The sequence below is a fragment of the Rhizobium sp. BR 317 genome, from assembly GCF_047445835.1.
Classification (GTDB): Bacteria; Pseudomonadota; Alphaproteobacteria; order Rhizobiales; family Rhizobiaceae; genus Rhizobium; species Rhizobium paranaense.
Window position 1 is genome coordinate 140,814 of the sequence record NZ_JARWLB010000006.1, and the last position, 13,947, is coordinate 154,760.

15 protein-coding genes are annotated in these 13,947 nt (G+C 61.1%); 9 read left to right on the forward strand and 6 right to left on the reverse strand.

All coding sequences use genetic code 11. From position 1 onward, the window contains the following. Nucleotide 1 precedes the first annotated feature (1 nt). The 9 genes from QD357_RS11880 to QD357_RS11920 all read left to right on the forward strand — a co-directional run bounded on the left by QD357_RS11880 (nucleotide 2) and on the right by QD357_RS11920 (nucleotide 7,920). On the forward strand, nucleotides 2–868 hold the full coding sequence (locus QD357_RS11880; RefSeq protein WP_107109296.1) for a carbohydrate ABC transporter permease: 867 nt from the start codon (nucleotides 2–4) through the stop codon (nucleotides 866–868). Nucleotides 869–873: 5 nt separating this feature from the next. Then, a complete protein-coding gene (locus QD357_RS11885; protein ID WP_107109295.1) occupies nucleotides 874–1,971 on the forward strand; it encodes an ABC transporter ATP-binding protein in 1,098 nt (365 codons plus the stop codon). Between the two features lie 16 nt (nucleotides 1,972–1,987). Next, complete coding sequence (locus QD357_RS11890) at nucleotides 1,988–3,100, forward strand: mandelate racemase/muconate lactonizing enzyme family protein (protein ID WP_107109294.1); 1,113 nt, start codon at nucleotides 1,988–1,990, stop codon at nucleotides 3,098–3,100. A gap of 14 nt (nucleotides 3,101–3,114) precedes the next feature. Further along, complete coding sequence (locus tag QD357_RS11895; RefSeq protein WP_107109293.1) at nucleotides 3,115–3,444, forward strand: L-rhamnose mutarotase; 330 nt, start codon at nucleotides 3,115–3,117, stop codon at nucleotides 3,442–3,444. A 174-nt stretch (nucleotides 3,445–3,618) separates the two neighbouring features. Continuing rightward, complete coding sequence (locus QD357_RS11900) at nucleotides 3,619–4,692, forward strand: Gfo/Idh/MocA family protein (RefSeq protein ID WP_107109291.1); 1,074 nt, start codon at nucleotides 3,619–3,621, stop codon at nucleotides 4,690–4,692. Nucleotides 4,693–4,695: 3 nt separating this feature from the next. Then, complete coding sequence (locus QD357_RS11905; RefSeq protein ID WP_107109290.1) at nucleotides 4,696–5,148, forward strand: MaoC family dehydratase; 453 nt, start codon at nucleotides 4,696–4,698, stop codon at nucleotides 5,146–5,148. A 6-nt stretch (nucleotides 5,149–5,154) separates the two neighbouring features. Further along, nucleotides 5,155–6,288, forward strand: a complete 1,134-nt coding sequence (locus tag QD357_RS11910) for an extracellular solute-binding protein (protein WP_414124375.1) — start codon at nucleotides 5,155–5,157, stop codon at nucleotides 6,286–6,288. A gap of 115 nt (nucleotides 6,289–6,403) precedes the next feature. After that, entirely contained in the window at nucleotides 6,404–7,135 is a 732-nt protein-coding gene (locus tag QD357_RS11915) for an SDR family oxidoreductase (protein ID WP_107109288.1), read from the forward strand. Nucleotides 7,136–7,251: 116 nt separating this feature from the next. Further along, a complete protein-coding gene (locus tag QD357_RS11920; protein ID WP_414124405.1) occupies nucleotides 7,252–7,920 on the forward strand; it encodes a DUF1345 domain-containing protein in 669 nt (222 codons plus the stop codon). A 38-nt stretch (nucleotides 7,921–7,958) separates the two neighbouring features. On the opposite strand, the gene QD357_RS11925 is transcribed toward QD357_RS11920, so the two are convergent. From QD357_RS11925 to QD357_RS11950, 6 genes are all read right to left on the reverse strand, one after another. Continuing rightward, entirely contained in the window at nucleotides 7,959–8,132 is a 174-nt protein-coding gene (locus QD357_RS11925) for a DUF1328 domain-containing protein (protein WP_104824347.1), read from the reverse strand. 179 nt (nucleotides 8,133–8,311) lie between these two features. Continuing rightward, nucleotides 8,312–9,739 (reverse strand): gamma-aminobutyraldehyde dehydrogenase, encoded by a 1,428-nt coding sequence (locus tag QD357_RS11930; protein ID WP_107109287.1) that lies wholly within the window; start codon nucleotides 9,737–9,739, stop codon nucleotides 8,312–8,314. A 13-nt stretch (nucleotides 9,740–9,752) separates the two neighbouring features. After that, on the reverse strand, nucleotides 9,753–10,568 hold the full coding sequence (locus tag QD357_RS11935) for an ABC transporter permease (RefSeq protein ID WP_107109286.1): 816 nt from the start codon (nucleotides 10,566–10,568) through the stop codon (nucleotides 9,753–9,755). Further along, nucleotides 10,558–11,523, reverse strand: a complete 966-nt coding sequence (locus QD357_RS11940) for an ABC transporter permease (protein WP_107109285.1) — start codon at nucleotides 11,521–11,523, stop codon at nucleotides 10,558–10,560. Before QD357_RS11940 ends, QD357_RS11935 begins: the two co-directional genes overlap by 11 nt. Continuing rightward, the gene (locus QD357_RS11945) at nucleotides 11,520–12,506 is read right to left on the reverse strand and encodes an ABC transporter ATP-binding protein (protein ID WP_107109284.1); all 987 of its coding nucleotides are present in this window, start codon (nucleotides 12,504–12,506) and stop codon (nucleotides 11,520–11,522) included. The genes QD357_RS11940 and QD357_RS11945 overlap by 4 nt, the downstream gene beginning before the upstream one ends. A gap of 165 nt (nucleotides 12,507–12,671) precedes the next feature. Continuing rightward, on the reverse strand, nucleotides 12,672–13,832 hold the full coding sequence (locus tag QD357_RS11950; protein ID WP_107109283.1) for an ABC transporter substrate-binding protein: 1,161 nt from the start codon (nucleotides 13,830–13,832) through the stop codon (nucleotides 12,672–12,674). Between the last annotated feature and the right edge of the window lie 115 nt (nucleotides 13,833–13,947).

Genomic DNA, 13,947 nt, shown 5'->3' on the forward strand with positions numbered 1-13,947 from the left:
CATGGATCGCAACGCCAAACAACACATGCGTCGGCGCATCGGAAAAGTCGCCTATCTCATCGGCCTTTTCATTGCGATGCTCATCATCTGCCTACCGGGCTTCTGGATCATCCTTAGCTCGCTGCGCCCGACGGTCGAGATCATGGCGAAGCCGCCGGTCTGGATCCCGCAGGAGCTTTCGCTCGAAGCCTATCGCGCCATGTTCGGTGGCGCGGGGCAGGGCGGCATTCCCGTCTGGGATTATTTCCGCAATTCCCTCATCATCTCCGTCACCTCTACCGTCATTGCGCTCGTCATCGGCATGTCCGGCGGCTATGCCTTCGCCCGCTTTCGCTTCGCCGGCAAATCGGCGGTGTTCCTCGGCCTAATGCTGACGCGATCCGTGCCGGGCGTGGCGCTGTCGCTGCCGCTGTTCATGGTCTATGCCCGGCTCGGCATCATCGACACGCATTTCGGCCTGATCATCACCTATGTCGCGCTKAACGTGCCCTTCACCATCTGGCTGATCGACGGCTTCTTCCGGCAGGTGCCGAAGGATCTCGCCGAGGCGGCGCAGATCGACGGCTGCACGCGCTGGCAGGCCTTTTGGCAGGTGGAATTTCCGCTCGCCGGTCCCGGCATCGCCTCTGCCGGCATCTTCGCCTTCCTCACCTGCTGGAACGAATATGCATTGGCCTCGCAGCTCACGCGCTCGGTCGATTCCAAGACGCTGCCGGTCGGCCTTCTCGACTATACGGCCGAATTCACCATCGATTGGCGCGGCATGTGCGCTCTCGCGGTGGTGATGATCGTTCCGGCGCTCGCTCTCACCTTCATCATTCAGAAGCACCTGGTGTCCGGTTTGACATTCGGTGCGGTCAAAGGTTGAACCCCATGGCTCAGGTTTCTCTCAAAAAACTCGTCAAGCGCTACGGCGCCCTGGAAATCGTCCACGGGATCGATCTCGATATCAGGGACAAGGAATTCATCGCCTTGGTCGGGCCTTCCGGCTGCGGTAAGTCGACGACGCTGCGCATGATCGCCGGCCTCGAGGACATCTCCGACGGCGCCATCATGATCGGCGATATCATCGTCAACAACCTGCCGCCGCGCGATCGCAACATCTCCATGGTGTTCCAGTCCTATGCGCTCTATCCGCATATGACCGTGCGCGAAAACATGGGCTTCTCGCTGAAGATCGCCAAGCAGCCGCCAGCGGAAATCGACCAGCGTGTCAACGAAGCCGCCGCGATCCTCAGCCTGGAAGCGCTGATGGATCGCCGACCGGCGCAGCTTTCCGGCGGCCAGCGCCAGCGCGTCGCCATGGGGCGTGCCATCGTTCGCCAGCCGGAAGTCTTCCTCTTCGACGAGCCATTATCGAACCTTGACGCGAAACTCCGCACGCAGATGCGCACCGAGATCAAGAAGCTGCATGCCAAGGTGCAGTCGACGGTGATCTACGTCACCCACGACCAGGTGGAAGCGATGACGCTTGCCGACCGCATCGTCATCATGCGCGACGGCTATATCGAGCAGGTCGGCACGCCGGATGAAGTGTTCAAGCGGCCTGCCACACGCTTCGTCGCCGGCTTCATCGGCTCGCCGCCGATGAATATCGAGGAAGCGACGGTTTCGGCCGGTGCGCTGGTGTTCAGGAACGGCGACAAGCTGCCGTTGCCGGGGCAATTTGCAGACCGGGTCCAGGAGGGCGAAAAGGTTGCCTTCGGCCTGCGCCCGGACGATATTTTCCCGAGCGGGCACGGCTTGCATTCGGGCGCCGAAGCAGCGGTGCATGAGGTGACGTTGCCCGTTGCCATTACCGAGCCTCTTGGCAACGAAACTCTGGTCTTCGTCGAATTTGCCGGCCGCGAATGGGTGTCGCGCATGCTCAATCCGCGCGGATTGAAGAGCGGCGAACAACTGAAAATGAGCTTCGATCTCAGTCAGGCACATCTCTTTTCGGCCGAGACGGGCAAGAGCCTGGCGGTCTGAGCGAGGGAGACGGCACATGGCCCGCATCGAGAAAATTGAACTGCGCATGGTCGACCTGCCGCCGAAGGTGAAGCGGACGGATGCGATCCAGAGCTTCGTCAGCCAGGAGACGCCGATCGTTACCATCACCGATTCTGACGGTGCCGTCGGTACCGGCTACAGCTATACGATCGGCACCGGCGGTTCCTCGGTCATGCGGCTGCTATCGGACCATCTCGTGCCGCTGCTGATCGGCGAGGATGCCGATTGCATCGAGGCGATCTGGCACAGACTAGAATTCGCGACGCACGCGACGACCATCGGCGCCATCACCGCCCTGGCGCTTGCCGCCGTCGATACGGCGCTCTGGGATCTGCGCGCCAAGAAACAGAAGCTGCCGCTCTGGAAGCTCGCCGGCGGCGCCAAGGATCGCTGCCCGCTCTACACGACCGAAGGCGGCTGGCTGCACATCGAGAAGGAAGCGCTGGTCGAGGATGCCTTGCAGGCAAAGGCCAAGGGCTTCTCCGGCTCGAAAGTGAAGATCGGCAAGCCGCACGGATCGGAGGATTACGATCGGCTTTCGGCGATGCGCCTGGCGCTTGGCTCCGGCTTCGAGATCATGACGGACTGCAATCAGGGCTTCACGGTCGATGAGGTCATCCGTCGTGCTGCAAGGTTGAAGGAGCTGGATCTCGCCTGGATCGAGGAGCCGTTGCCGGCGGACGATCTTGACGGCCATATCCGCCTGACGCGCTCGACGCCGACGCCGATCGCGGTCGGCGAATCCATCTATTCCATCCGGCATTTCCGCGAATATATGCAGAAGGGTGCCTGCTCAATCGTCCAGGTCGATGTCGCCCGCATTGGCGGCATCACGCCCTGGCTGAAGGTGGCGCATGCGGCTGAGGCCTTCGATATTCCGGTCTGCCCGCACTTCCTGATGGAGCTGCATGTCAGCCTGGTCTGCGCCGTGCCGAATGGCAGGTATGTCGAATATATCCCGCAGCTCGACGATCTCACCACCAAGGGCATGGAGATCGTTGACGGCAAGGCTATCGCGCCCTCCGAACCCGGCATCGGCATCGCCTGGGATTGGGAAGCGGTGAAGGCGCGCTCGATCGGTGAATTCACGAAAGAGATTCACGGCTGAAGGAGGATAGGGCCATGCAGCGGATGGGGATGGTGATCGGTCTGGAGCCGTCGAAGATCGAGGAATACAAGCGCCTGCATGCGGCCGTTTGGCCCGAGATCCTGGCACTGATTTCCGAGTGCAACATCACCAATTATTCCATCTTCCTGAAGGAGCCGGAAAATCTGCTCTTCGGCTATTGGGAATATGTCGGCACCGATTTCGAGGCTGATATGGCCAAGATGGCCGCAAGCCCGAAAAACCAGGAATGGTGGTCCGTCTGCATACCCTGCCAGAAGCCGCTCGATACCCGTAGGGAAGGCGAGTGGTGGGCTATGATGGAAGAGGTGTTTCATCATGGCTAGGGATTCGAATGGAAAGCGCCGCGAAGCGGCCACCTCCCCCTTGAGGGGGGAGGTCGCGCGGAACGCGCGGGCGGGGGTGACGCTCGAGATGCGCATGTCCATCTTGCTTGCACGAGGAGGGATCACCCCACCCCGGACCTTCGGTCCGACCCTCCCCCTCAAGGGGAGGGTATAATGACCTTCGATCCCAAATCCCTCCGCCAATGGTGGCCTAAACCCACCAAGCCGCGCCCGATCGTCATCTTCGGCGCCGGCAGTATCGTCGGTGACGCGCACCTGCCGGCCTACAACAAGGCAGGTTTCCCGGTTGCCGGCCTCTATGATCCGAACGGCGAAAAGGCAAAGGCTTTGGCGGACCAATGGGGCATTCGCGCCTTCGCGTCTGAGGCGGAGGCGTTTGCCGTCGAAGGTGCGATCTTCGATCTGGCGACCCCGCCMGCTGCGCATGCCTCTATTCTTTCAAAGCTGCCACGCGGCTCTTTCGCGCTGATTCAGAAGCCTATGGGCGGTGATCTGGCCGCGGCGACGGAAATTCTCCGGGTGTGCCGCGAGCGCGACATCAAGGCGGCGGTCAATTTCCAGCTTCGGTTCGCGCCGATGATGCTGGCGCTCTATGATGCAGTGGACAAAGGCTACCTTGGCGAGGTCGTCGATTTCGATGCTTGGCTGGCGCTCTCGACGCCCTGGGGCCTCTGGCCGTTTCTCAAGGGCCTGCCGCGCATCGAGATTGCCATGCACTCGATCCACTATCTCGACTTCATTCGCGGGCTGCTCGGCAATCCCCAGGGCGTGCATGCCAAGACCATCGGCCATCCAAGCCATCAGGTGGCGCAGACGCGTACGGCCGCGATCCTCGACTATGGCGACAAGGTGCGCTGTGTGCTCTCCGTCAACCACGACCATGATTTCGGTCGCAAATTCCAGGCTTGCGAATTCCGCATCTCCGGGACGAAGGGTGCGGCCTATATCAAGCTCGGCGTCAATCTCGACTATCCGCACGGCGAGCCGGACGACCTGTGGATTCGCCCCGCTGGCGGCAGCGATTGGGTCGAGGTGAAGCTCGAAGGCGCCTGGTTCCCGGATGCCTTCGTCAACCGCATGGCCAATCTGCAGCGTTTTGCCTCGGGTGAAGATCAGGAGCTGATCGGTTCGGTTGAGGATGCCTGGCAGACCATGGCGCTGGTCGAGGCCGCCTATCAATCGAGCGCTGCGCCGGCAACGCCGATTGCCGCACTTCCAAAGGTGTAAGCGATGGCTGAACAGATGATCTACTTCGAAGACTATGAGCTTGGCCACGTTCGCACGACGACAGGACGGACGATCACCGAGACCGATTTCGTCGTCCATGCCGGGCACACCGGCGATTTCTTTCCGCATCATATGGATGCGGAATTCGCCAAGACCTTGCCGGGCGGTCAGCGCATTGCCCATGGCACGATGATCTTTTCGATCGGCGTCGGGCTGACGGCATCACTCATCAATCCCGTCGCCTTTTCCTATGGCTACGACCGGCTGCGGTTCATCCGCCCAGTCCATATCGGCGATACGATCCGCACGCGGGTGACGATATCGGCGAAAGAGGACGATCCGAAACGTCCGGCGTCCGGCCGGGTCGTCGAACGCTGCGAAGTGCTGAACCAGCGCGGCGAGGTGGTGCTTGCCGCAGACCATATCCTGATCGTCGAGCGCAAAGCGGCAAACTGAGAGAGAATGATGGCGCAACTCAAGGGAATGACCTGGTCGCATCCGCGCGGCTACGATCCGATGGTGGCTTGCTCGGCCATCTGGAAGGAAAAGACCGGCGTCGAGGTCGTCTGGGAGAAGCGCTCGCTGCAGGATTTCGAAACTTTTCCGGTCGAAGAGCTGGCTGCTGCCTACGACCTCATCGTCATCGATCATCCGCATGTCGGCCAGATCACCCGCGAGGACTGCCTGCTGCCGCTTGAAGATGCTGCGCATGCCGAAGAGCTTGCTGCAATCGCCGCAGGCACGGTCGGGCGCTCCTATCCGAGCTACAACTGGCAGGGCCGGCAGTGGGCATTCCCGCTCGATGCGGCAACGCAGGTTCAGGCTTACCGGCCTGATCGGTTGAGCGGCCCGGTCACCGATCTTGCCGAAATCGTCTCGCTGGCGGCCAAGGCCAAGGCGATCCTGCCGATGCKGTCGCCGCATGTGCTGATGACCTTCTTCACGCTTGCGGCGCATCTCGGCACGCCGTGCAGCGTCGAAGGGCCGGAGTGCATCGCCAAGGCGGATGGGGAAGCCGTGCTCGATTGGATGGCACGGATCGTCGGCGGCATGGATGCGAAATGTTACGATATGGACCCGATCGCTGTCTTCGATCTCATGAGCCAGCCGGATTGCCCCTATGACGTCGTTCCCTTCGTCTACGGCTACGTCAGCTATTCCTTCGCCGGATTCCGACCGGCGCGCTTGGCCTTTGCCGACATGCCGGTGATCGACGGTCGTGCGCCCAACGGCTCGGCGCTCGGCGGCACCGGTATTGCCGTTTCGGCCCGGACGCAGATGCCGGAGGAAGCCAAGGCCTTTGCACGTTGGATCGCCAGCGGGCCGGTGCAGGCAGGCGCCTATGCCAGCGGCAATGGCCAACCGGGCCACGCCGATGCCTGGGTGAGCGATGCCGTCAACGCGCCGACGCTCGATTTCTACCGCAATACGCGCGCTACGCTGGAGGGCGCCTATGTCCGGCCACGTCATGACGGCTACATGGCTTTCCAGAGCGAAGCTTCTGATATTATTAACAATGGACTGCGTACCGCCGCGCGGCATACAGTCCTCATCGACAAGCTCAACCAGCTCTTCGCGCAATCGTTCGAAAGCTAGGGCAAGGCGGCTTTAGCTGTTTGTTTTCGCATGATCTTATCCGCAAGCAACCACGCGTTTTCGTTTCGTGGCCTTTCGGTCCCGGGATCATGCCCTGGAGGAAAGGATTAGGATTATGAGTCACGGATTGGAAGGCAAGAAGGTCGTCATCACGGCGGCGGGACAGGGCATTGGCCGCGCCACGGCGGAGCGCTTCATTTCGCTCGGTGCGCATGTCTACGCCACCGACATCAACGAGCAGACGCTTTCGACGCTGGAAGGCGCCAGCAAGCATGTGCTGAACGTCCTCGACAGTGCTGCGGTCAAGGCTTACGCCGACGAACTCGGCCCGATCGACGTGCTCTTCAATTGCGCCGGCTTCGTGCATGCCGGCACCATTCTCGACTGCGAAGAGAAGGATTGGGATTTCTCCTTCAATCTCAATGCCAAGGCGATGTACACGACCTGCCGCACCTTCCTGTCGGGTATGCTCGAGAAGGGCAAAGGCTCGATCGTCAACATGTCCTCGGTCGCCTCCAGCGTGAAGGGCGTGCCGAATCGCTTCGCCTATTGCGCCTCCAAGGCAGCCGTGATCGGTCTCACCAAGTCGATCGCCGCCGATTTCGTCGCCAAGGGTATCCGCGCCAATGCCATTTGCCCCGGCACGGTCGATAGCCCGTCGCTGCATGAGCGCCTGCGCGCCACCGGCGATTATGAGAAGGCCATGACCGACTTCATCGCCCGCCAGCCGATGGGCCGCATCGCCGACGCCAACGAGATCGCAGCGCTGGTGACCTATCTGGCCGGCGACGAAGCGGGCTTCACCACCGGTCAGATCCATGTCATCGACGGTGGCTGGACAGCTTGAATCAGCATCTTTTCCGGAAGCGGAGGCCTCGCATTGCGGGGCCTCTTTTTGTTTGCCACCTTCGTCAGTGAATCTATATCTGATACATATTCAGCGAATGGGAGATCGGCATGCGCATGGACGAACCGCACCATCGTTTCGGGGCCGCCATGCTGTTGCACAAGCATCAGGTAATTCTGGTCAGCGTCGCAGCCGGCATCGTGTTCTTCCTGCTTCTGACCTCGCGTGCATTCAATGCGGGCAACATTCTCATCGGCTGGAATGCCACCGCCAACGTCTACATCGCGTACAGCCTGTACCGGATGCTGACATCCGATGTGCATCGCATTCGCAAGCGTTCGGCCGATCTCGATTTTTCGGACGCAGTTCTGCTGTTCCTATCGATCGCTGCCGCAATTGCCAGTATCGGCGGCATCGCTCTGGAACTCCTCGGCGTCAAGGAAGCGCCGCCGGAGGTGGCGTTTTTCCGCGCGGCAATGGCGATCGTGACGATCCTGATTTCCTGGGTGTTCCTGCACATGCTGTTCACTGTCCACTATGCGCACCGATTCTATCGCGGTCCGGGCAAGGGGCAGGGGTTGAAATTCGCCGAGCCGGTGGAGGAGCCCATCTATTGGGATTTCCTCTATTTCTCCTTCACCATCGGCGTTGCCGCCCAAACCGCCGATATCGGCGTATCCACCGTCAGCATGCGCAAGCTGGTGCTGCTGCATGCCATTCTGTCGTTCCTGTTCAACACGACGATCCTGGCCCTTGCTATCAATGTCGGGGCGAGCCTGGTGTAGCTCGCCGCCCTCCAAAGCATAGGTGAGTCATCGTCTGTTTAGAGCACGGCGTTGCCGGCCATCACCGCCATGATCAGGAAGACCAGGAAGACGATCAGGAAGAGCGCGAAAAGCACGCGGGCGATCGTCGCCGTTGCGGCCGAGACACCGGAAAAGCCGAAAAAGCCGGCGATCAGGGAAATCACGAAGAATATGAGGGCCCATTTCAGCATTAGGAAATCTCCTCTGCGTTGCGCCTAATGAAGACGCAGAAAAGGGGAAATTGTTCCGATGCCGTTTCGATCGTCGGGGGTTGGAATGACCCTTGGCCCTGCCGCATGCTCTGGGCGTTCGGCGCAGCAATCGACCCATTGGGCCGATTGCTTCGGTTACACCGAACCGCGCCTCACCCTCATCCGTGATTGATCATGACGTGGCGGACGGCGGTGTAGTCTTCGATCGCGTAGACCGACATGTCCTTGCCATAGCCGGATTGCTTCAGGCCACCATGCGGCATTTCGTTGACCAGCATGAAGTGGGTGTTGATCCAAGTGCAGCCGTATTGCAGGCGGGCGGCGGTTTGCATGCCGCGGCTGACGTCCTTGGTCCAGACGGAGGAGGCAAGGCCGTAGTCGCTGTCGTTGGCCCAGGCAACGGCATCGTCGGCGCTGGTGAAGCGGGTGACCGAGACGACGGGACCAAAGACTTCGCGGCGGACGATCTCGTCATCCTGCGTAGCGCCGGCAACCACGGTCGGGGCATAGAAGAAGCCACGATCACCAGAGGTCTTGCCGCCGGTGGTGATTTCCATGTGCTTGTGTTCGGCGGCGCGGGTGACGAAGCTTTCGACGCGGTCGCGCTGGCGCTTGGAGATCAGTGGACCGATTTCGTTTTCCGTGTCGTCGCCCAGATTGAACTTGATGCTGGAGACAGCGGAAGTGAGGTCGGCGACGAAATTGTCATAGACTTTGGCATCGGCATAGATGCGGCAGGCGGCGGTGCAGTCCTGGCCGGCATTGTAATAGCCGAAGGTTCTGATACCAGCGACGACGGCATCGATATCGGCATCGTCGAAGACGATGACCGGAGCCTTGCCGCCGAGTTCGAGATGCGTGCGCTTCACCGTTTTGGCCGCGGCCTGCAACACTTTCTTGCCGGTGGCGACATCGCCGGTGATGGAGACCATGCTGATCTTGGGGTGGTTGATCAACGCATTGCCGACGCTTTCGCCGCGACCGAGAATGACGTTGACGACACCTTCCGGCAGGATATCCGCCAAGAGTTTCGCCATCTTCAGTGCCGTCAGTGGCGTTTGTTCGGAGGGCTTGAAGACGACGGTGTTGCCGCCGGCAATGGCCGGTGCCAGTTTCCATGCCATCATCATCAACGGGTAGTTCCACGGCGCGATCGAGCCGACGATGCCGATCGGATCGCGGCGGATCATCGAGGTGTGGCCGGGCAGATATTCGCCGGCAACGGGGCCATGCAGGTTGCGCACCGCCCCGGCGAAGAAGCGGTAGCAATCGACGATGGCGGGGATTTCGTCATTCAGGACGGCATTGATCGGCTTGCCGCAGTTCAGCGCTTCCAGCGTTGCAAAGCCCTCGGCATCTTTCTCGATGGCATCGGCAATCTTCAGGAGATAGGTGGAGCGCTGCGCGGGTGTCGTCTGCGACCAGCTCGTGAAGGCCTTTTCKGCGGCGTCGACGGCAATGTCGATCTGGCTGAGCGAGGCCTCCGGCAGGTTGAGCACCGTCTCCCCGGTCTTCGGGTTGAGGATATGCTCTTCCGTTTCCGTGCCGGCCTCAAAGCGGGAGCCGATCAGCATTTGGGTATCCATTATTATCTCCCTTTCATTTGCCGCCGCCGGCGATCTGGTCGCCGTCGCGGGTAAGATAGTAGGCTGCCAGGATCGGCAGGAAGGTGACGAGCACCACGACCATGGCGACGACATTGGTGACGGGGCGCTGGCGTGGACGGATCAACTCTTCCAGCATCCAGATCGGCAAGGTCATCTGCTGGCCACCGGTGAAGGTGGTGACGATGACTTCGTCGAAGGACAGCGCGAAGGCGAGCATGCCGCCGGCGAGTAGCGCCGTGCCTATATTCGGCAGGATGATATGGCGGAAGGTCTGGAAACCGTCGGCGCCGAGGTCCATCGAGGCTTCGATCAGCGAGCCGGAGGTGCGGCGGAAACGGGCGACGGCGTTGTTATAGACCACGACGACGCAGAAGGTGGCGTGGCCGAGAACGATCGTCCAGACGGAGAAGGGAATATCGAACAGGCTGAAGGCCGAGCGCAGCGCTATGCCGGTGATGATGCCGGGAAGCGCGATCGGCAGGATCACCAGCAGCGAGATTGCCTCGCGGCCGAAGAATTTTGTCTGGCTGACGGCGGCAGCACAGAGCGTCCCGAGCACCAGAGCGATCGCGGTTGCGACGGTCGCTACCTGCACCGACAGCGCCAAGGACGACCAGACATCCGGCCGGTTCCAGGCAATGCCGAACCATTGCAGGGTGAGGCCCGGCGGCGGCCATTGGTAGCTCTTTTCCTCGGTCGTGAAGGCATAGACGAAGATCAGCAGGATCGGCAGATGCAGGAAGAGCAGCCCGCAGGTGGCGCCGATCTTCAAGGGCAGGGAAGCCTGTTGGCCGCGATCAGAGCGCATCGAAAGCCCCCTGTTTCTTGGCGATCCAGAGATAGATGGCCATGATGACGATCGGCACGACCGAAAAGGCGGCGGCGAGCGGCACGTTGCCGGCCGTGCCCTGCTGCGCATAGACGGCCTGGCCGATGAAGAGGCGCGAAGAGCCGATGATCTGCGGGATGATATAATCGCCAAGCGTCAGCGAGAAGGTGAAGATCGAGCCGGCGACGACGCCGGGCAGCGCCAGTGGCAGCAGCACCGTGCGGAAGGTCTGGTTCGGCGTGGCGCCGAGATCGGCCGAGGCTTCGAGGAGATTGGTGGGCACGCGCTCAAGGGCTGCCTGCGTCGGCAGGATCATATAGGGCAGCCAGATATAGACGAAGACGAGGAAGGTACCGATATAACTCACCGACAGCGAATTGCCGCCGACGATGGGCAGGTTGAGCACGCCGTCGAGCAGCCAGCCGAGACAGAGCTTGTCGAAAAGCCAGGTCAAAATGCCTTCCTTGGCGAGGATCAGCTTCCAGGCATAGACCTTGACCAGATAGCTCGACCAGAGCGGCAGCATGACACCGAGATAGAACAGCGCCTTCCATTTTCCCTTGGCGTACCGCGCCGCATAATAGGCGATGGGGAAGGCGACGAAGGAGGAGGCGATAGTTACCAGCGCCGCCATGATGACCGTGCGGATGATGATGTCGAAATTGGCGGAATTCAAAAGCTGCGCATAGGTCGCCAGCGTGAATTCGTAGTTCACCATCCCGGAGAAGTCGTCGATCGAGAAGAAGCTCTGCAGCAGCAGCGCGATCAGAGAGCCGATATAGATGATGCCGAGCCAGAGCAGCGGCGGCGTCAACATCAGGAAGAGCAGCAGCTTCGGGTGGCGCCAGAAGAGATCGGAGAGGCGGCCGAAGAAACCGCCCCGGCGTGGCAGGATCGAGGTGGCCGCGGGTGCGGCGATGGCGGCGGCTGTCATGCGGCGTCGTCCATGTAATGAATATCGGCAGGCAGCCAGGCGATGCGCACCGAGGCGCCGGTGTCGGGAATGGGTTGGCCGGCGGGCAGGGTGACATGCATGCGCGTGCCCTGCGCTTCCACCGAAAGCCGGGTGGCGGCGCCGAGGAAGCTCGTCGCCTGCACCGTCGCCGGAACGCCGGCATCCTGCGTCAGTCGTATCGCTTCCGGCCGCAGGCTTGCCCAGCGTCGTTCGCCGCCGAGCGATGACATCGTCTCAGGGGCGATTACATTGGAAGAACCGACGAAATCGGCGACGAACCGGGTCTTCGGCCGCTGATAGATATCGTGCGGCGTGCCCTCCTGCACGATCCTGCCATTGTTGAAGACGGCGACGCGGTCGGCCATGGAGAGAGCTTCGCCCTGATCGTGGGTGACGAAGACGAAGGTGATGCCGAGCGCCCGCTGAAGGCTCTTCAGCTCCTCCTGCATCTGCTCGCGCAGTTTCAGGTCCAGTGCGCCGAGCGGTTCGTCGAGCAGCAGCACCTTCGGCTTGTTGACGAGTGCGCGGGCGAGCGCCACGCGTTGGCGCTGGCCGCCGGAGAGCTGGCCGGGGCGGCGGTTGCCATAACCCGGCAGCTTCACCAATTCGAGCGCCTGTTCGGCGGCTCTCAGCCTTTCGGTCTTGCCGATGCCCTTGACCATCAGCCCATAGGCGACGTTGTCGAGGATATTGAGATGCGGAAAGAGGGCGTAGTCCTGAAAGACGGTGTTGACGTTGCGACGATAGGGCGGCACGCCCTCGGCGGTTTCGCCGAAGATCTCGATATGGCCGCCGGTCGGTTGCTCGAAACCGGCAATCAGCCTGAGGCAAGTGGTTTTGCCGGAGCCCGAGGGACCGAGCATGGCAAAGAATTCGCCGGACGCGATCTCCAGATCGACGCGGTCAACGGCGCGGACCTGGCCGAAATGGCGCGATACCTGCTGGAAACGAACGGCGGTCATGGGATGCTCCCGGGTATGCGGAGGTGAAGGGCATATTGTTCCGTCGCGCCTCTCCGTTTGGAAGAGGCTCGACGAGGCGATGAGGGGCGTCAGATTCGGGCCCCTCATCGTCCCGATGCGATCGCGCTCTTAGGCTGGAGAGGCGGTCGCCATTATCGGCGTGAACTATCTGCCCCCAATCACGCCGATATAGTCTGAAACCCAGCGATGGTAGGGTACGCATTCGCTCTCCGTCGTGCACTTGGCAACCGGGGTTTTCCAGAACTTGATCTTGTCGAAATGGTCGTAGCCGTTGGTGGCGCAGCCGCTGTCGGTCAGGAGCTCGTCGCCCTTGCAGGCGGCGGGAACCGAGGGCACCGCACCGAACCAGGCGGCTGCATCGCCCTGTACCTTGGCCTGCAGCGAATGTTCCATCCACATATAGGCGCAGTTCGGATGCTCGCTGTCGGCATGCAGCATGGTGGTATCGGCCCATCCGGTCGTGCCTTCATCCGGGAAGGTCGAGCCGATCTTCTGCTTGTCCGCCTGCAGCAGGTTCACCTGGAAGGGCCAGGAGCCGGAAGCGACGACGCCTTCGTTCTTGAAGTCGTCCGTCTGGATCATCGCATCGTGCCAATAACGGCTGACGAGCTTGCGCTGGCCGCGCAGAAGGTCGAGGGCGGCCTTGTACTGGTCTTCGTTGAGTTCGTAGGGGTCCTTGATGCCGAGTTCCGGCTTGTGGGCCATCAGATAAAGCGCAGCATCGGCGATATAGATCGGGCCGTCATAGGCCTGAACGCGGCCCTTGTTGGACTTGCCGTCCGGCAGGGTCATTTCCTCGAAGACGACTTTCCAGCTCTTGGGTGCTTGATCCTTGAAGGTGTCGGTATTGTACATCAGCACGTTCGGCCCCCAGAGATAGGGCACGCCGTAGTGCACACCGTTGACGGTATGCCATGGCGCATTTTTCAAACGTTCATCCAGATTTTTCCAGCTCGGAATCAGATCGGTGTTGATCGGCTGGACACGCTTGCCGGCAACGAGGCGCAGCGACGCGTCGCCTGAGGCGGTCACAAGATCGAAGCCGCCTTCGTTCATCAGCGCGACCATTTCATCGGAGGTGGCGGCGGTCTTAACGCTCACCTTGCAGCCCGTGTCCTTTTCGAATTGGGTGACCCAATCGTAATTCTTGTCGCTCTCGCCGCGCTCGATATAGCCGGACCAAGCAACGATGCTGACGGCACCTTCGCCTTTGCCGAGCGTCTTCAGCGGCTCAGCGGCGATGACCTGCGTGGCGAAACTTAAACATGCGAGCGCAGCCGTGCATGGTTTCAGCAGATGCTTCATCAAACTCTCCCGGTTCTTGAGCCAGTTGGTATCGGAGCCAGTTTCTGGCGTTTTGTTCCCGGAGAAAAAGGTGACGCTATTTTGCCGTATTCGCAAATTCATTTATCAGAAAGTC